The 17,041-nt window shown below is 67.1% G+C and carries 15 protein-coding genes; 7 read left to right on the top strand and 8 right to left on the bottom strand.

Annotation, left to right across the window (positions count from 1 at the left end):
• Nucleotides 1–3 precede the first annotated feature (3 nt).
• Nucleotides 4–2,226 carry a molybdopterin-dependent oxidoreductase gene (locus tag LKD76_RS00175; protein WP_227978878.1) on the bottom strand — a complete coding sequence of 741 codons (2,223 nt, stop codon included), beginning with the start codon at nucleotides 2,224–2,226 and terminating at the stop codon, nucleotides 4–6.
• Between the two features lie 117 nt (nucleotides 2,227–2,343).
• Nucleotides 2,344–2,826 (bottom strand): hypothetical protein, encoded by a 483-nt coding sequence (locus tag LKD76_RS00170; protein ID WP_227978877.1) that lies wholly within the window; start codon nucleotides 2,824–2,826, stop codon nucleotides 2,344–2,346.
• Between the two features lie 366 nt (nucleotides 2,827–3,192).
• Between LKD76_RS00170 and LKD76_RS00165 the strand changes: the two genes are divergently transcribed.
• Nucleotides 3,193–3,867: a DUF4282 domain-containing protein gene (locus tag LKD76_RS00165; RefSeq protein ID WP_227978876.1), complete on the top strand. Its 675-nt coding sequence runs from the start codon at nucleotides 3,193–3,195 to the stop codon at nucleotides 3,865–3,867.
• Nucleotides 3,868–3,984: 117 nt separating this feature from the next.
• On the top strand, nucleotides 3,985–4,857 hold the full coding sequence (locus tag LKD76_RS00160) for a helix-turn-helix domain-containing protein (RefSeq protein WP_227978875.1): 873 nt from the start codon (nucleotides 3,985–3,987) through the stop codon (nucleotides 4,855–4,857).
• Nucleotides 4,858–4,862: 5 nt separating this feature from the next.
• Here LKD76_RS00160 and LKD76_RS00155 read toward each other — a convergent pair whose 3' ends face one another.
• Nucleotides 4,863–5,303: a MarR family winged helix-turn-helix transcriptional regulator gene (locus LKD76_RS00155; RefSeq protein WP_227978874.1), complete on the bottom strand. Its 441-nt coding sequence runs from the start codon at nucleotides 5,301–5,303 to the stop codon at nucleotides 4,863–4,865.
• Nucleotides 5,304–5,389: 86 nt separating this feature from the next.
• Between LKD76_RS00155 and LKD76_RS00150 the strand changes: the two genes are divergently transcribed.
• Entirely contained in the window at nucleotides 5,390–6,859 is a 1,470-nt protein-coding gene (locus LKD76_RS00150) for an MFS transporter (protein ID WP_227978873.1), read from the top strand.
• 83 nt (nucleotides 6,860–6,942) lie between these two features.
• Here the strand turns inward: LKD76_RS00150 and LKD76_RS00145 are convergent, their stop codons facing one another.
• The gene (locus LKD76_RS00145; protein WP_227978872.1) at nucleotides 6,943–7,500 is read right to left on the bottom strand and encodes a dTDP-4-dehydrorhamnose 3,5-epimerase family protein; all 558 of its coding nucleotides are present in this window, start codon (nucleotides 7,498–7,500) and stop codon (nucleotides 6,943–6,945) included.
• 1 nt (nucleotide 7,501) lies between these two features.
• Nucleotides 7,502–8,401, bottom strand: coding sequence for a glucose-1-phosphate thymidylyltransferase RfbA (gene rfbA, locus LKD76_RS00140; RefSeq protein ID WP_227978871.1), 900 nt, complete (start codon nucleotides 8,399–8,401; stop codon nucleotides 7,502–7,504).
• Nucleotides 8,402–8,633: 232 nt separating this feature from the next.
• Between rfbA and LKD76_RS00135 the strand changes: the two genes are divergently transcribed.
• Nucleotides 8,634–9,650, top strand: a complete 1,017-nt coding sequence (locus LKD76_RS00135) for an alpha/beta hydrolase (RefSeq protein WP_227978870.1) — start codon at nucleotides 8,634–8,636, stop codon at nucleotides 9,648–9,650.
• 129 nt (nucleotides 9,651–9,779) lie between these two features.
• On the opposite strand, the gene LKD76_RS00130 is transcribed toward LKD76_RS00135, so the two are convergent.
• Nucleotides 9,780–10,490, bottom strand: a complete 711-nt coding sequence (locus LKD76_RS00130) for a DUF8020 domain-containing protein (RefSeq protein WP_227985020.1) — start codon at nucleotides 10,488–10,490, stop codon at nucleotides 9,780–9,782.
• Between the two features lie 296 nt (nucleotides 10,491–10,786).
• Here LKD76_RS00130 and rfbB point away from each other — a divergent pair, with 296 nt between their 5' ends.
• Complete coding sequence (gene rfbB, locus LKD76_RS00125; protein WP_227978869.1) at nucleotides 10,787–11,788, top strand: dTDP-glucose 4,6-dehydratase; 1,002 nt, start codon at nucleotides 10,787–10,789, stop codon at nucleotides 11,786–11,788.
• Here the strand turns inward: rfbB and LKD76_RS00120 are convergent.
• Complete coding sequence (locus LKD76_RS00120; protein ID WP_227978868.1) at nucleotides 11,785–13,305, bottom strand: DUF2142 domain-containing protein; 1,521 nt, start codon at nucleotides 13,303–13,305, stop codon at nucleotides 11,785–11,787. The two genes, rfbB and LKD76_RS00120, sit on opposite strands and share 4 nt — an antisense overlap.
• 52 nt (nucleotides 13,306–13,357) lie before the next feature.
• The gene (locus LKD76_RS00115) at nucleotides 13,358–14,323 is read right to left on the bottom strand and encodes a glycosyltransferase (RefSeq protein ID WP_227978867.1); all 966 of its coding nucleotides are present in this window, start codon (nucleotides 14,321–14,323) and stop codon (nucleotides 13,358–13,360) included.
• A gap of 151 nt (nucleotides 14,324–14,474) precedes the next feature.
• On the opposite strand from LKD76_RS00115, the gene LKD76_RS00110 reads away from it, so the two are divergent.
• Together LKD76_RS00110 and LKD76_RS00105 are read left to right on the top strand one after the other, a co-directional pair.
• The gene (locus LKD76_RS00110; protein WP_227978866.1) at nucleotides 14,475–15,017 is read left to right on the top strand and encodes a GtrA family protein; all 543 of its coding nucleotides are present in this window, start codon (nucleotides 14,475–14,477) and stop codon (nucleotides 15,015–15,017) included.
• 96 nt (nucleotides 15,018–15,113) lie between these two features.
• Nucleotides 15,114–17,024, top strand: coding sequence for a glycosyltransferase (locus LKD76_RS00105; RefSeq protein WP_227978865.1), 1,911 nt, complete (start codon nucleotides 15,114–15,116; stop codon nucleotides 17,022–17,024).
• Nucleotides 17,025–17,041: the final 17 nt, after the last annotated feature.

Below are 17,041 nucleotides of genomic sequence, written 5' to 3'. Positions count from 1 at the left end.
TGGTCAGGCCGGGGTGATGGTCACCGGGACCCCGTTGAACACCGCGTTCCCCGACAGCACGTCGATGCGTGAATCGTCGGTCAGGGTGTTGGCGTTGACGCCCGCGTGCGCCCGCGCGACGGTCTGGGTACTGCCGGCATGTCCCCAGCCGTGCGGCAGGCTCACCACGCCCGGCATGATCTTGTCGTTCGGCTCCACGGTGACGGTGAGTTTTCCGGCCGCGGATTCGATCGCGGCCAGCTCGCCGAGTCCCAGCCGTGCCACATCATCGGGATGAATATGCAGTGTGCAGGTATTGGATCCGCCGACCAGCGTGGCCACATTGTGCATCCAGCTGTTGTTGGAGCGCAGCTGCCGCCGACCGATCAGCACCACATCGGGCCGGGCATCGGTCAATCCGGCGACCAGGCGGGTCGTATCGTCGAGCAGCGGTTGCGGGGCCAAGTCGATCCGCCGCGACGCCGTGCGCAGCGCCCCGGGCAGCCGCGGCCGCAGCGCACCGAGATCGATGCCGTGCGGATTGTCCAGCAGGACCTGCAGATTCAGGCCGTTCGCGGCGACGTCCACCGGTTCCCGCTCCGGATTCCACTCACCATAGGGACCCAGCCGCAGCATCAGGTCGATGCGCTGCTCGGTGGTGTTCGCGCCGATCAGCTCGCCGCGGCGGGAATCGAGCCCGGCCTTGCGCAGCGTGCCGGCGATGATCAGCTCGTCGACCGCCGCGACCGGATCGAGGTCCGGTCCGGCCTGCTGACCTGACAGTGAAAGAGCCAGGCGAGCAAGGATTTCCGGTTCCGACGGCCGATTCTCGGACGACGGCACCACCGGCGGTGAATACCGCGCGTAGTTGTGTACCGCGAACTGCAGCAGGGCGAAGTCGTAGTGCGGCGCCTGCAGGGTGCGCGGCGGCGGGAGGATCACATCGGCGTGCCGCGTGGTCTCGTTGAGATAGCGATCGACGCTGACCATGAATTCCAGGCCCGCGAGCGCATCACCGAGCCGGGCCCCGGCCGGTGCGGACAGCACCGGATTACCGGCGACCGTCACCAGCATGCGCACCTGCCCGTCACCCGGGGTGGTGATCTCGTCGGCGAGCGTCGCGATCGGGAATTCGCCCATGGTTTCGGGCAATTCACGGACCCGGCTGGTCCAGCGGCCGAGGCGGAACGGCCTGGTCCGGACGATGCCCAGGGCCGCGGCGGTGGCGAACATCGCACCACCGGGCCGATCCAGATTGCCGGTCAGCACATTGATCACATCGACCAGCCACTGGGTGAGCGTGCCGAATTCCGCGGTGCAGGTACCGATCCGCGCGTAGACCGCGGCGGTCGGCGCGGCGGCCAGTTCCCGGGCCAGGCGCACCACGGTCTCGGCCGGGATACCGGTGCGCTCCCGGACCGCGTCCGGGGTGAACGGCACCGCGACCGAACGAATCTGCTCGATGCCGTCGACCGGCACGCCCTCGGCGCCGATATCCACCAGTTCCTCGGCGAAGAGCGTGTGCACGATGCCGAACAGCAGATAGGCGTCACTGCCGGGCCGGATGAACAGATGCTCGTCGGCGAGATCCGCGGTGCGGGTGCGCCGCGGATCGACCACCACCAGCCGGCCGCCCCGCTTGCGCAGCGCCTTCAATCGGCCCGGATAGTCCGGGGCGGTGCACAGCGAACCATTGGATTCCAGCGGATTGGCGCCGAGCATCAGCAGATAGTCGGTGCGATCGAGATCGGGGACCGCGACGGTGAGCGGGTCGCCGAACATCAGTCCGCTCGACACCTGCTTCGGCATCTGATCCGCGGTACTGGCGGAGAAGAGATTGCGGGTGCTCAACGCCCGGATCAGGGCCGGTACATACAGTGCGCCGGCCACGGTGTGCGCATTCGGATTTCCCAGATACAGCGCGGCGGCCTGGCGGCCGTGTTCACCGACGACGGCCGGGGCGCGTTCGGCGATCAGCTCGAAGGCCTGTGCCCAGGTCGCCGGCCGCCAGGTATCGGTGGCGCGATCCCGGATCATCGGTTCGGTCAGGCGGTCGGGATCGGCATCGAGCGCGCCGAGGCTCGCGCCCTTGGGACAGATGAAGCCCCGGCTGAACGGATCCTCGCGATCACCACGTACCCGGGTCACCCGGTCCTCGGCGTCGAGGGTGATCTCGAGTCCGCACACGGCCTCGCACAGCGGGCAGGTGCGGTAGGCGGTCCGCGATCCGGTGGTGACGCTCGTCATGGATCCATCATCGTCGGCCGCCGGGCGGTGTGTCGCGATTCATCCGAAACGCGCGAAAACCGCAGGAACGCGAAACCGCGAGAACATGCGTGTTCTCGCGGTTCGCGGTGAGTCGGTTCAGCTGGCGATGCGGGTGAGCTGCGGCTTGCGGCCGGTGGTCGCCGAGCGGACGGCCGCGGCGATCGCGACGACCGGCGGCAGCCAGCGGGCCTCGTTCGGCGCCACGCCCCAGCAGGCCTCGCCGGCCGAGAGCTGAGTGGGAGGCAACGGGATGCCCGCACCGTCGGTGTGGACGACCGCGCCGGCGGCGCGCAGGGCGTCGAGCGCCCGCGTGGCCTTGGCGAGTCCGGTCACCAGGTGGATCTCGCGGCGCTCGGCGCCCGGAATCTCGATCACCGGTCCGGACAGGTTGTTGGCCCGCAGGAATCGGCGCACATCCGCGGCCAGTTCGCCGGCGACCTCGATGCCCGAAACCTTCGTATCGGTGATCAGGCAGATGCCGTTGGCCGTTTCAGCGACCGTCCATCCGCGCTGGATGTAGTCCTGCGCGGTAGCGGCCAACGTCGCCGCCGAGACGGAAGTCGGAAACGTCGTACGCACTGTCTTCTCCATTCCCCGGGTAGATCTGGGTCCTGCGTCGGTGTTCATGGGACGTATCGGGACGCGCTACCGGCTGTGTTACAGATTGGTGGAACTTTCTTCGGCTCGGTCGGATACGTCACACGGACGGGCGATCATCGCCGCTGGCTATGACCCGCTTTCGGGCCGCTCGCCGCCGTTGTGAACTTGTTACGACTACCACCTTTGTGCGCTCGGCTGTGAATCGATTGCGTTGCGGCTGTTGATTCCCTGGCAGCTTGCTGGGAGTCGGAGGGGTCGAAATGTGATCTGAATCGCAGCCGAGGTCGGAGTCGGTGTTCGTCACCGGCATTGCCCGCTTGCGCTGTGCGGGAGAGGATTCGCGGTATGAGCGATAGTCCGCAGCGGTCCAGGAATCGAGATGTCGAAACCGGTGGTACGCGCGATGTCGCTGAGAGCGAACGGGATATCTCCGATGCGCCCGGCCTTCCGCCGGAGCCGCCGCAGACCTGGTCCGACGACGATCCGGCCGAGGCCGACTATGCCGTGGAGGCGCGGCGGTTCACCTGGCGGGAGTCCGCGCTGCGGCGGTGGTCCCCATCCACCGAGACCGCCGAGGACGAGCGGCCCGAACCCTTCCGCAGTCCGGGCGCCTTCCGCGCCTGGTGTGTGAGTGCGGCCCGGGCCCTGCTCGATGTGCAGTTCGCCACCTCGGCCACTCGTACCCTGCTGCCGCTCGCCTATCTGCTGGGCCTGGCCTTCGCGATCGGGATTCCACTGGTGCTGATCGTGCTGCTCTGGCAGGTATCGGCCCTGCTCGGGCTGATCTTCGCGATCGTGGTGGCGGTGCCGCTGGGACTGACCATCGCGGCCTCGGTGCGGTTGATGCTGGAATTCCTGGTCAACGCGTCGCGGCTGGCTACCCGGGTGGAACACATCAATGCCCTCGCCGACGATTTGTTCCGGGCGCTGTCCGATGTCGCGGAGCCGGTGAACCAGCTGTCCGAAGATGTTCGCGCGGTGCAGTTCTGGCGTTTTCGCAAGCGTCCGCCGCGTAAATAGGGGCAGCATGGGGGCAGTTCGCGTCGCTGTCGGGGCTTGTTCGGTTGTGCAACAATCCGTTCGAGCGTCGCGGGTTCGAATTCGGGTCCCCGCGAAGGTTTCTGCCGAGGGGGAAGTATGGCTCTACCGCAGGGGATCACGGGTTCGACCATGCCGCGCCGGCAATTGGGGCGACGGCTGCGTGACCTGCGTCATCGCGCGCGCATGACGACGAGGGTGGCCGCGCGCCGCCTGGAATGGTCGGAGGCCAAGATCTGGCGGATCGAGACCGGCCAGACCTCGTTGCGCAGCCTCGATGTGGAGGCCATGTGCAAGGTCTACGGCGCCGCCGAGAGCGAGCTGGAACCGCTGACCGCCCTGGCCCGTGAAACCAAGGCCCGGGGCTGGTGGTCGTCCTACGGCGACGCCATCGTGGACGGGTTCGAGGTGTACATCGGCCTGGAGGAGGCGGCCACCACGCTGTCCACCTTCGAGAACGAATTCGTCCCCGGCCTGCTGCAGACCGCGGACTACACCCGCGCGCTGCTGGCCTCCGCGCGCCCGGATCTGACCCCGGTCGAAGTCGACCGCCGGGTCGAGGTGCGCACCACCCGGCAGCGATTGCTCACCCGTACCCCGGACGCGGTGCGGCTGATCGCGATCATCGGTGAATCACTGCTGTGGCGGCGTATCGGTGACGCGTCCGTCGCCGCCGGGCAGCTGGCACATCTGCGCAGTATGTGCGAGCGCCCGAATATCGATATTCGATTGGTGCCCAACGATTCCGGTTATCACGAAGGGCTCGACTCCGGCCGCTTCGTCCTGCTGGAATTCGGTGAATCCGGTGCCGCCGACGTCGAGCCGCCGGTGGTGTACGTCGAGAATTTCGCCGGTACCGCCTTTTTCGACAAAGATCACGAAATCGACCGCTACCGTGCGGCATTCGCGAATATTCGCGCGGCCTCCGTGGATGGGCGGGCAGCGCTGGACGAGGCCATCGCCGCCGCCTGAGACGGTCAGTGCAGGGTTCGCCGCAGTACGTCGCGGTGGGTCGGCGCCGCGGCGCTGTGGACGGCACGGCCCTTGTCCGTGAGGCAGACGAACACCGCCCGCCGATCCTCCGTGCACAGGGTGCGGTCCACCAGGCCGTCGCGCTCGAGCCGGGCGACCGCGCGGGAGAGGGCGCTTTGACTCAGGTGGATGTCGTTGGCGAGATCGCTCATGCGGTAGCTGTCGCACGAGGCGTCGACCAGGCGGTCCAGCGTCTCGAATTCGCTGAGGCCGATCTGATGGTCGCGCTGAAGATCCTTCTCCAATGCGCAGGACACCGCCGCATGGCGAGCGAGCAGGTCGCGCCATTCTCCGACCAGCCCGCCTGACCGGCCGGACTTCGATGCGGTGCCGGTAGGCCCCTGTGGGCAGGCCGGCGCCACGGTAACCGTCGACGCCTTCGTCATGGGGCCATCCTAGTGGGCACCCCGGCAATATGCAAACGCATTAAATGCTTGTGCATTAGATGCGTATGCATGTAATGTTCCGCGGCATGACTTCCACAGCAACACTTCCGGCCGCCTCGGCAGCCGATACTCGGTGGCCGATCCGGCTCTGGGGCATGCTCATCACGCTGTGCATCGTGCTGTTCCTGGACGGCCTCGACGTCTCGATGGTCGGCGTCGCGCTACCGTCCATCGGTTCCGAACTCCACCTCGAGACCTCGACTCTGCAGTGGCTGGTGAGCGGATACGTCCTCGGCTACGGCGGGCTGCTGCTGCTCGGCGGCCGCACCGCGGATCTGCTGGGCCGGCGCAAGGTCTTCCTGATCGCGCTCGCGATCTTCGCCCTCGCCTCGCTGGCCGGCGGGCTGGTCACCTCCGGGCCGCTGTTGATCGCCACTCGTTTCGTCAAGGGCCTGGCGGCGGCCTTCACCGCGCCCACCGGCCTGTCGATCATCACGACCAACTTCGCCGAAGGTCCGGCGCGCAACAAGGCGCTGTCCATCTACACCGTGTTCGGTGCCGGTGGCTACTCCATGGGCCTGGTCTTCGGTGGTCTGATGACCGGATTCGGCTGGCGCTGGACCTTCCTGCTGCCCGTGCCGATCGCACTGGCGGCGCTGATCTCCGCCGCGATCCTGGTCCCGCGCGACAAGCCGGGTGACGGCGCCGAGGGTGGGCACGATCTGCTCGGCGCGCTGTTCTCCACCGCCGCCATGTTGCTGCTGGTCTACACCGTCGTCTCGGCTCCCGCGGCCGGATGGGGTTCGGCTCGCACCATCGGTTCGTTCGCCGCGGTGGTCGCGCTGTTCGTCGCCTTCGTCGGTGTGGAGAAGCGGGTCCGGCATCCGCTGGTCCGGCTGGGCATCCTGCGCAAGGCCTCGTTGGTGCGGGCCAGTCTGGTGATCATCGCGGTCGCCGGCTCGTACTTCAGCTGGCAGTTCCTGGTGACGCTGTACCTGCAGGACAGCCTCGGCTGGTCGCCGCTGACGCTGGCCATGGCCTTGCTGCCGGTGGGTGTGCTGGTGGCGCTGTCCTCGGTGTTCTCCGACAAACTCGTCGACCGGTTCGGCACCGGGCCGATCATCGCGGTCACCACGGCGGTGATGGCGATCGGTTACCTGCTGTTCCTGCGGGTGGACACCGCGCCGTCCTACGTCGCGGTCATCCTGCCCGCGGTGCTGCTGATCGGTATCGGCTGGGTCGGTTTCCCGGCCATCAACATCCAGGCCACCAACGGGATCGACGACGACGAGCAGGGGCTGGCGGCCGGTGTGCTGCAGACCTCGATGCAGGTGGGTGCGGCCATCGTCCTGGCCATCACCACGGCACTGATTTCCGCGGGACCGCACGGTAATTCACCGCAGGCCGTCCTCGACAGCTACCGGCCCGGCCTGATCTTCGCGGGTGTCGCCGCGATCATCGGCGCCCTGATCGCCCTCACCCACTTCCTGCCCACTCGCACCAAGCGGCAAGCGGCCGAGGAGGCCGAGCGGGAACCGGAACTCGCCGCGGCCTGATCGCCCGGCGCGAAAACGAATGCCACGTCCGGCTACCCACCAGCCGGGCGTGGCATTCGGCTGTGATCGGCGGGCAGCCGCGATCAGCCGAGCGACCGCAAGCGGGGTGCGGCCGCGTCCTTGGCCGAGCGGACGAACGTCAGCGGCCGGCCGTCGGAACCGACCGTCGGCCAATCGATCCCGAGATCCGGATCGAAGGCGTCCAGATCCCGATCGAATTCCGGCGCGTACTCGAGCGAGCAGAGGTAGGTGACGGTCGAATCGTCGGCGAGCGACAGCAGCGCATGCCCCAGTCCCTCGGAGACGAAGACCGAACGCCGCGCCACATCGTCGATCACCACACTGTCCCAGCGGCCGTAGGTGGGGGAGTCGCGACGCAGGTCGACCACCACATCCAGGAACGCGCCACGCACGCAGGTCACGTATTTCGCCTGGCCCGGAGGGTTTTCGGTGTAATGGATGCCGCGCAGCACCCCGGCGGCGGAGGTGGAGGTGTTGACCTGCAGCAGATCGAGGGTCCGGCCGGTCGCCTTCTCGAATTCGGAGGCCTTGAAGGTTTCGGCGAAGACGCCGCGGTCGTCGCCGTGCAAGGCCGGCGTGAACTCCCACGCGCCCGGTACCGCCAGTTCGCGAATCCGCATGTCACACGTCCTGTCCGTCATGATCGCCGAGTTCGTCCCGGCCGCGGGTCAGCAGGTCCATCAGATAGCTCCCGTACCCCGACCGCACCAGCGGCTCGGCCAGCCGGCACAACTGTTCGTCGTCGATGAATCCCATCCGCCAGGCCACCTCCTCGGGCACGCCGATCTTGAGCCCCTGCCGTTCCTCGATCGTCCGCACGTAGTTGGCGGCGTCGAGCAGGGAGTCGAAGGTTCCGGTATCGAGCCAGGCGGTGCCGCGGGCGAGCGTCTCGACCTGCAGTCTGCCCTGTTCCAGATAGGTGCGGTTGATATCGGTGATCTCGTACTCACCGCGCGCGGAGGGCCGCAATCCACGGGCGATCTCGACGACGTCGTTGTCGTAGAAGTACAGCCCGGGAATGGCGTAGTTGGAGCGCGGCAGCTTGGGCTTCTCCTCGATCGAAACCGCCTTGCCACCGGCGAATTCGATCACCCCGTAGGCCGAGGGATCCGAGACCCGGTAGGCGAAGACCGCGCCGCCCTCGAGACCGTCGAAGCGGCGCAGCCGGGTGCCGAGTCCGGGTCCGTGGAAGATGTTGTCGCCCAGCACCAGTGCCGCGCAGTCGCCGCCGATGTGGTCGGCGCCGAGGACGAAGGCGCTGGCCAGTCCATCGGGTTCGGGTTGCACCACGTAGTCGATCGACAGGCCGAACTGGGCGCCGTCGTCGAGCAGCCGGCGGAACGCCCCGGCATCCTCGGGGGTGGTGATCACCAGGATGTCGCGAATACCCGCCAGCATCAGGGTGGACAGCGGATAGTAGACCATCGGTTTGTCGTACACCGGGACCAGCTGTTTGCTCACCCCGCGCGTGATCGGGTGCAACCGGGAACCGGTGCCACCGGCCAGGATGATTCCGCGCATGTGACGCAAGTCTGCCAGCTGCCGCCGGCTCGGGCTCGATGAGGTTCCGACTCGACCGCGAAATGGTCACGGTGGTTTCGGATGACCATGGTTGGGCGATCAATTATTGCGTAGGTCACATTTCCGTGGTCTTCTGAAACATGATTGTGTGAGATGTCAGCGCCGACATCTCGGCTACCCGCCCTGCCGGGGGCCGGTGCGTCGGCGCGCCGAGATGGCAGGCAGGTGCGCTATGACCGCGATTCCGATCGGCGAGGCCGAATACCGGCCGGGGCTCGAACCCGGCACTGTCGTGAATCCGGAGGGTGTCAGCCTGCATTCCCAGGCCGTGCTGCTGACCTGCCGGGGAGTGGTCGGACCGTTCATCCGGCGCTATCCGATAACCCCGATGACGATGCCGGTGGCCCGGGTGATGGTCGATCGCCTGGCGGGGCTGCGGCCGCGCGTCCAGGGCGTCGAGCGTGAACAGGTGCGGATGAACGGATTCCGCATGGAGATCATCCGCCCGGCCGGAGCCCGGCGATCGCTGCGCGACGGCGCGGTGATGTACATGCACGGCGGCGGGTTCTTCCTGTGCGGGCTGGACTCGCATCGGCCGGTAGCGGCCAGTCTGGCCCGGCGCACGGGCCTACCGGTGGTGAATGTGGACTACCGGCAGCTGCCCGGCACCTCGATCGCCGGTTCGGTGGAGGACTGTGAGACCGCCTATCGCTGGCTGTTGCGGCACGGGGCGGATCCGGCGCGGATCGTGTTCGCCGGTGATTCCGCGGGCGGATTCCTGAGCTTCGCCACCGCGCTGCGGGCCCTGCGGTCGGGACTGCCGGCGCCGGCCGGACTGGTCGGGTTGTCGCCGCTGCTGGATCTGGACTACCGGCTCAAGGCCGACTACCGCAACGCCGTGCGCGATGCCTACATCCCGATGTCGGCGGTGCGCCAGATGGTCCGCTACGGCGCGGAGGTCGATCGGGCACTGGATCCGGCGCTGTCGCCGGTCAACGGGGCGCTGGCAGGTCTGCCCCCGGCGTTGCTGATCGCGGGCGAGGACGAATTGCTGCGCCACGACTGTGAGCTGATGGCCCGCCGCCTCACCGCCGCCGGGGTGCCGAATTCGCTCGAGTTGTGGCGCGGACAGGTGCACGCCTTCATGAGCATCCTGCCGAACATGCCCGAGAGCCGGGCCGCGCTGGCCCGGGTGGCGCGCTTCGTGCGGGCCCGGATCGAGCCGGATCAGCAGGCACGCAGCGCCTGAGGAGGCGCCGACGACAACGGGGCCTCGCAGCGATCGCTGCGAGGCCCCGTTGTCATCGGATCAGGTGGCCCGCCCGCTCAGGGGTACCGGAGGTTCCACGAGATCCAGGTGTGGCGACCGGTGGCCGGATTACTTGGCCGGGGCCGGCGGGTTGAACGGCGCGTTGACGGTGGCGAAGTACTGGATCACGGCGCCGATCGCGACCGGCGCGGTCACGAAGAGCTGGCCGGCGATCACACCGAGGAAACCGACCGCGGCGGCGCCGGCGACACAGCCGCCGAGCGGGCCGAGGCCGAACAGGGTGGCCAGGGCGCCGGTCGCGACGATGCCGAGGGCAGCGCCCGCGACGCAGCCGGCGGCCGCGCCACCGAGACCGCCGACCAGGGTGCCGATGGTGGCGCCGGTGGCGATGGTGTCCTTCATGCGGGTGAAGGCGGCGACCTCACGGTCGTAGGGGGTCTTCCACGGCGCCGAGTCCTCGAACGGCAGGGCGACCGGCTTGTAGACCGCGTGCGCCATGTCGTACTGCGGGGTCAGGGTGGCGGTGTTACCGGAGATGTCGGCGGCGATCGGGAACTCGAAGTCGTCGACTCGGAAGTTCAGGGGAGTGCCGGCGAGCACGGTGCCGTTGGCGGCCTTGATCTTGAATACACCGTCTTCGACGTCCATCGAGCCGCCGTCGGTCTTGACAACCGCCTTGTTGTCGTCGACAACGTTGGCCTTGTAGTGGACGCTTTCGGGAGCGGCGGGCGCAGCCGGGTCAGCCGAAGCGGTACCGGCGGCGACGCCGACCGCAGCAACCAGCATGGCGGCCGTCGCGACGAATTTCCTCATCATCATTTTTGCGGAACCTCGATAGAGAGTGGTTCTGGGACGAGATAAATGAAAATCGAGGTCAGCTAACGCGCGGTGAACCTGTTGTGACCGTTCATTCAAATTCTGTTCACCATCGGGTTCTTGCCCATTGTCAGGTTGCGGAAACATGCAGTGTGCGTGTGGTTTTCACCCAACCCCAAGAATTCGAGCAAAACGGACATTCGGCACTGCGTGTGACGAAGGTCACTCGACCTATCGGGTTCGACGTGACCCGATGGTGATTGACGTCCCGTAACCGTGGGCGCGTTAGGGTGGCGATCGTGCGATTGCTCGTAACCGGCGGAGCCGGATTCATCGGCGCGAACTTCGTCCACCAGACCGTGGCCGAGCGGCCCGACGTCCGGATCACCGTCCTCGATGCGCTCACCTACGCCGGAAATCGCGCGTCGCTGGCGCCGATAGCCGATCGAATCGAGTTCGTGCACGGCGATATCGCCGATTCCGCCCTGGTGGATCGGCTGGTCGCCGGCGCGGACGCGGTGGTGCATTTCGCGGCCGAATCTCACAACGACAATTCGCTCGCCCGGCCGTGGCCATTCGTGCAGACCAATATCGTCGGCACATTCACGCTGCTGGAAGCGGTGCGGAAATACGATGTGCGGTACCACCACATCTCGACCGACGAGGTATACGGAGATCTCGACGCCGATGATCCGGCATTTACCGAGACCACGCCGTATCAACCGTCCAGTCCGTATTCGGCCACCAAGGCATCGAGTGATCTGCTGGTGCGAGCCTGGACGCGCTCGTTCGGGGTCCGGGCGACGATCTCCAATTGCAGTAACAATTACGGCCCGTATCAGCATGTGGAGAAATTCATTCCGCGCCAGATCACCAATCTCATCGACGGTGTGCGGCCGCGGCTCTACGGGGCCGGCCACCAGATCCGGGACTGGATCCACGTCAGCGATCACAATCACGCGGTCTGGGACATTCTCGACCGCGGCCGCATCGGACAGACCTATCTGATCGGCGCCGACGGCGAACTCGACAACCGGTCGGTGGTGGACCAGCTGCTCGCCGAATTCGGCCGGGAGCCGGACGATTTCGATCATGTCACCGATCGCCCGGGACACGATCAGCGCTATGCCATCGACGCGACGCTGCTACGCACCGAACTCGGCTGGGCGCCGCGCTACGGCGATTTCCGGTCCGGGCTGGCCGCCACCATCGCCTGGTATCGCGACAACGAAGCGTGGTGGCGACCGCAGAAGGAGAACACCGAGCGCGCCTACGCGGCGGCCGGTGAGCGGGTGCTCTAACCCCAGACCAGCACGTTGTACTTGATCGCGGCCGCGGCCAGCGCCACCACGGTCGCGATCACCACCGCGATCGCGGGACCGCGCACCGGTGTCACACCGCGAGAATCGGTCAGTCGCAACGGCATCCACCGCAGGACCACCGCGAGTCCGGCGATCGCCAGTGGCACGAAGTAGCGGCCCTGCACGCCATCGATCATCCAGTAGCCGACCGGGGTGAACGACATGTACAGCGTCACATAGATCATCGCCACGCTCGCCAGAACGGCCAGCGCGATGATCCAGGTGCGCAGGCGATTTCCGGTCAGCCGATCCGCGATCCCCGCACTGACCGCCACCGCCAGGAGGCTGGCGAGCATGGACAGCGCCGGCACATCGATATAGGCGAATCCCAGCTCCCCGAAGAACTGGTTGAACCAGCGTTCGTCGCGGAACCAGATGCTGTCGCCGAATACGTTCAGGAAATGGATGGGATCGGAAAGTATGCCGTGCAATTGGTCGCCCGGCCGCACCGAATGCCACTCCGCCGGTTTCCGCATCAGTCCCATACCGTCACCGGTCGGCGCGGCGACCTTCATCCACGCCGCGAACAGCGCCGCGCCCACCGCCGCGAAACACCACGGCAGCCAGCGCAGAGCCTTGGAGAAGCCGTACTGCCGCGCGGGAATCAGCACCACGAGCATCGCGAGAATCACGTAGGTGGGCTTGCTCAACGGCAGCGCCAGCGTCGCCGCCAGCGCGGCGACGACTTCGAGCCGGGACAGCCGGGAATCGAGGAAGACCCCCTTCACCAGCAGGCACGACACCAGCACCGCCAAGGCGTTGGTGACGGTGTCCGCGGTGACCGTGCCCGCCTGGAACAGCGCGATCGGCAGTACCGCCACCGTGAACGCCAGCCACTGGATCCGGAAGCCACGCAGCGCCCGCAGCGCGAACGCCACGATCAGCACATAGGCGAGGAGTCCGGCCAGCCGGGTGAGCAGCACGGTATCGCCGACATCGAGTCCGATCGCCTCGGCCAGCCGGATGCCCACGGCCGCGGGCACGTACGGCACCGGCGAATACGCCGCGGTGTTGGTGAACCACATCTGCTTGGTGGCCGAGGTGGTCACCGGGGCCGAACCGAGCCGATCGTAGGCCTGTGGGTCGGCGGCCAGCGCGTCCGGCTCCGCCGGGTGGCGGTTGTAGTCGGTGAAGGCGTAGCCCATCATCCCGTCGATGCTCAACGGGATCGAGCCGCCGTAGGAGACGCCGCGGTCGTCGGTGATCCGTTCGGGGGTGAAGCCGCCGTGCGCCACCTGGTACGAGCGTCCGAACTGGGTGATCTCGTCATGCCCCCAGAACGGCGGGGTGATGGCGGCGAAGACGATCCCGAAGATGCCGGCGACGACCACGAACGCGGCGGCGGCGAAGCCGAGGTGCCGTCGGATACCGGACCGGAGGCGCTGTACCGGGCCGTTCCCGCTCGATCCGGTCTGCTCGCCCGGCGCCGACACGGTCTTCGTCTCGTCCGTTCGCACGGCCCCGGTATCCGGGGCCGATCAGCGGCCTCCTTGTCGGCCTGGGTGGTCATCAGTGCGCCTGCCGGACCTGCTCGGGGGTCTCGGCGCCGACGGCCGAGTACCGCAGATACATCAGACGCGCGGCCTCGTGCCGGGACCGGCGGATACCGTCCAGGATCAGTCCGGCCGTCCACGCCAGACTGCCGAGCAGCAGCAGGGTGAACGCGAGGAACAGCGTCGGGAACCGCGGCACCGAGTGGATCTCGTAGAACTGGATGACGATCGGCACCGTCAGAATGATCGAGATCAGCCAGGCCACGGTGCCGAACAGCCCGTAGAACGCGACCGGACGCTCGTGCCGCGCGAGACCGAAGATCAGTCCGAGAATCTTGAAGCCGTCGTGATAGGTGCGGAGTTTCGATTCACTGCCCTCGGGCCGATCACGGAATCCGACCCGCACCGAGGTCTGCGGAACGCGCAGATGCAGGGAGTGCACGGTCAATTCGGTTTCGATCTCGAATTCACGGGAGACCGCGGGGAAACTCTTCACGAATCGGCGGGAGAACACCCGATAACCGGAGAGCATATCTTCGACGTTCTCACCGAATACCTTGCCGACCACGCCGTTCAGCACCCGGTTGCCGGATTCGTGGCCGGCGCGGTAGGCCTGTGCGCCCTCGTCCTGCTTGCGCACGCCCAGTACGTGGTCGTAGGGCCCCGACAGCAGGGCCTCGATCATCTTCGGGGCGGCGAAGGCGTCGTAGGTGTCGTCGCCGTCGATCATCAGATAGACATCGGCCTCGATGTCGGCGAATGCGCGGCGGACCACATTGCCCTTGCCCTTGACGGTCTCGGTGCGGACCACCGCACCGGCCTCGCGGGCGCGCTCGGCGGTGGCGTCCGTGCTGCGGTTGTCGTAGACGTAGACGACGATGCCCGGCACGGCAGCCTTGAGGTCCGTGACCACCTTGGCGACCGCGGCCTCCTCGTTGTGGCAGGGCACGACTGCGGCAATGCGAAGTTCGGTGGGGTTCACCCCGTCAATCCCTCATTTTGATCGGCCGACGAAATACGGAACACCGGGAGGGTACAGGTCGCGCACAGGTGCGCGCCCGTTAACCCTCACTGTGTCGAGACCTTGTGGTGTGCGCGGGCCACCCCGTACCGGGGTGCGGTACCGTCGCCGGGTGGCCAGCAGTGAGACGGCGACCGAACCGGTCGATCGAACCGGCGATACCTGGCGGCGGAAGGCCGTCACCGCACTGCGTCAGGGTTCGGCCTTTCTCGTGGTGGGCGCGATCGGGTTTCTGGTCGACGCCGGAACGTACAACCTGCTGGTCTTCTGGGGCGGTCACGGCGTACTCGAGCACCAGCCGCTGACGGCGAAGATCATCTCGATTCTGGTGGCCACGGTGGTCACCTATTTCGGCAACAAATGGTGGACCTTCGCGCACAAGAAGGGCGGGAGCCCGGGGCGCGAATATCTGCTGTACGCCCTGTTCAATGTGGTAGCCATCGGTTTGCAGCTGGCGTGTCTCGGATTTTCCCGCTACGTGCTGCACCTGTCGTCGCCGCTGTCGGACAACATCTCCGGCACATTGATCGGCCAAATCGTGGCGGTGGTGTTCCGCTACTGGGCCTATGACACATTCGTATTCGCCGAATCACGTTCGGGCCGCGATATGGGTGACACCCGCGCCGGGCACTCCGAGTCGGACCCCGCGACGTGAGTTGGACATAATGGCTATTGCTCGCAACGAGCTCGCACTTGACCGCGCCCGCGCCGGAACCGGCGCCATCGGACACTGTTTACGAGGGATTCCACCATGGACCAGTCGGCTGGCCAGGCCGTGACCGCCATCGAGAACGACCGGCGTAATGCCGACCCCGCACCCGGCACCCAGCCGGCCGTGCGGCGCACTCCGGGCAGACTGGTCCTGGCCCGCGGCATCTTCACCGGACCCGCACCCAAGATCAGCGACGAGCTGTACGCGGTGGTCAAGGGCAAATCGCAGCGCAAGCGGATGTCGCTACGGCTGGAGAAGGGCGCCCACGCCCACACCAACACCTATTTCGGCCGATTCGCGGCCAGTTACTGGCAGCGCTGGACCACGGTGACCGAGGTCGAGGTCACCATGCAGGTCACGGTGGGGGATCTGGCCCGGATCCGGCTGGCGGCCTCCGATATCGCCGGTCACCGCCGCATCATCGACTCGGCCGATGTGGATGCCGACGGCGCCGTGGTGCTGCGCGCACCGCTGGACCAGTATGTCGACGGCGGTGCGCTGTGGGTCGAAATCGACGCTGTCGGAGGCGAAGTCGCGATCAGCGATCTCGTCTGGACCGCCCCCGCACCGGAGCGGGTGCGCCCGGTGGCCATCGCGATCTGCACCTTCAACCGCGCCGACGACTGCGCGCAGACGGTGGCCGCGCTGGCCTCCGATCCCGAGGTGCTGGGCGCCATCGACGCGGTGTACGTGGTCGATCAGGGCACCGACGCGGTTGCCGATCGTGAGCTGTTCCAGCAGACCCGGCCGCAGTTCGGGGACAAGCTGCGCTACATCCGGCAGCCGAATCTCGGTGGGGCGGGCGGCTTTACGCGCGGTCTGTACGAGGTGTCCGCGGAGGGCAGCTTCGAAGGATCCGAACACGCCGACGTCATCCTGATGGACGACGACATCCTGTGCGAACCGGAAACGGTGTTGCGGCTCAACGCGTTCGCGAATCTCACCGTGGAACCGACCCTGGTCGGCGCCCAGATGCTGTTCCTGCTGAATCCGGACTACCTCAACGTCGGTGCCGAGGACGTGCATCTGCACGAGTTGCGGCACGGCCAGAAGGTCCCCAAGGCGCTGCGCAATACGAGCATGCTCAAGCGCAATCAGGAACGTCGCGTCGACGCCGGCTACAACGCCTGGTGGACCTGCCTGATCCCGGCCGAGGTGATCGCGCGGATCGGGCTGCCGCTGCCGATCTTCTTCCAGTGGGACGATGTCGAATACGGCGTCCGGGCGCGGGAGGCCGGCTTCGTGACCGTGACCCTGCCGAACGCCGCGGTCTGGCACGCCGACTTCTACTGGAAGGACTTCGACGACTGGGCGCGCTACTTCAGCATGCGCAATTCGCTCATCGTCAGCTCGATACACGCCGATCTGGATGCCAAGGCGGTGACCCGCAAGCTGTTCCGCGAGATCGCGGAATATCTGGTGGGTATGCAGTACGGCCTCGCGCATACGACGCTGCAGGGTATCGAGGACTTCCTGCAGGGGCCGAAGGTGTTGCGCGACGGTGGTATCGACGCGCTGTCCGCCGCGCGGACCAGCCGCGGCGACTACGGGGAGACCAAGAAGCACGCGGCCGCGACCGCCCCGGTCCGGCAGTCCGACATCCGGATGCGCCGTGCCGGTGGTGAACCCAGCCGCCCGATGCTGGTGCTGGTGAAGCGCGCCATCCAGCAGTGGACCGGTCGCACCCAGCACGGCGTGGTCGGCGTCACCCGCGAGGATGCGCACTGGTGGCATCTGGCCCTGTTCGACCACGTCGTGGTGACCGACGCCTCGCAGTCCGGGGTGCGAATCCGGCAGCGGGACAAGGAGAAAGCCCGCGCGCTGCTGCTGCGCACCTGGCGGGTGCTGCGCCGGCTGCGCCGCGATCTGCCGAAGGTGAGCCGTCAGTACCGCGAGGCGGCGCCCGAACTCATCAGCCGGGAGAACTGGGCGCGCCTGTACGGCATTTGAATCGGGATCCACCGGTC

Source organism: Nocardia spumae (assembly GCF_020733635.1).
Classification (GTDB): Bacteria; Actinomycetota; Actinomycetes; order Mycobacteriales; family Mycobacteriaceae; genus Nocardia; species Nocardia spumae.
The sequence above is the reverse complement of the archived record's forward strand: the minus strand, read 5'-3'. Positions and strand labels throughout refer to the sequence as shown.

Excerpts from the sequence above, each read along its gene's own strand:
- LKD76_RS00175 (WP_227978878.1), bottom strand. The coding sequence starts at position 2,226 with ATGACGAGCGTCACCACCGGATCGCGGACCGCCTACCGCACCTGCCCG.
- LKD76_RS00165 (WP_227978876.1), top strand. The coding sequence starts at position 3,193 with ATGAGCGATAGTCCGCAGCGGTCCAGGAATCGAGATGTCGAAACCGGT.
- LKD76_RS00160 (WP_227978875.1), top strand. The coding sequence starts at position 3,985 with ATGGCTCTACCGCAGGGGATCACGGGTTCGACCATGCCGCGCCGGCAA.
- LKD76_RS00155 (WP_227978874.1), bottom strand. The coding sequence starts at position 5,303 with ATGACGAAGGCGTCGACGGTTACCGTGGCGCCGGCCTGCCCACAGGGG.
- LKD76_RS00150 (WP_227978873.1), top strand. The coding sequence starts at position 5,390 with ATGACTTCCACAGCAACACTTCCGGCCGCCTCGGCAGCCGATACTCGG.
- LKD76_RS00145 (WP_227978872.1), bottom strand. The coding sequence starts at position 7,500 with ATGCGGATTCGCGAACTGGCGGTACCGGGCGCGTGGGAGTTCACGCCG.
- rfbA (WP_227978871.1), bottom strand. The coding sequence starts at position 8,401 with ATGCGCGGAATCATCCTGGCCGGTGGCACCGGTTCCCGGTTGCACCCG.
- LKD76_RS00135 (WP_227978870.1), top strand. The coding sequence starts at position 8,634 with ATGACCGCGATTCCGATCGGCGAGGCCGAATACCGGCCGGGGCTCGAA.
- LKD76_RS00130 (WP_227985020.1), bottom strand. The coding sequence starts at position 10,490 with ATGATGATGAGGAAATTCGTCGCGACGGCCGCCATGCTGGTTGCTGCG.
- LKD76_RS00105 (WP_227978865.1), top strand. The coding sequence starts at position 15,114 with ATGGACCAGTCGGCTGGCCAGGCCGTGACCGCCATCGAGAACGACCGG.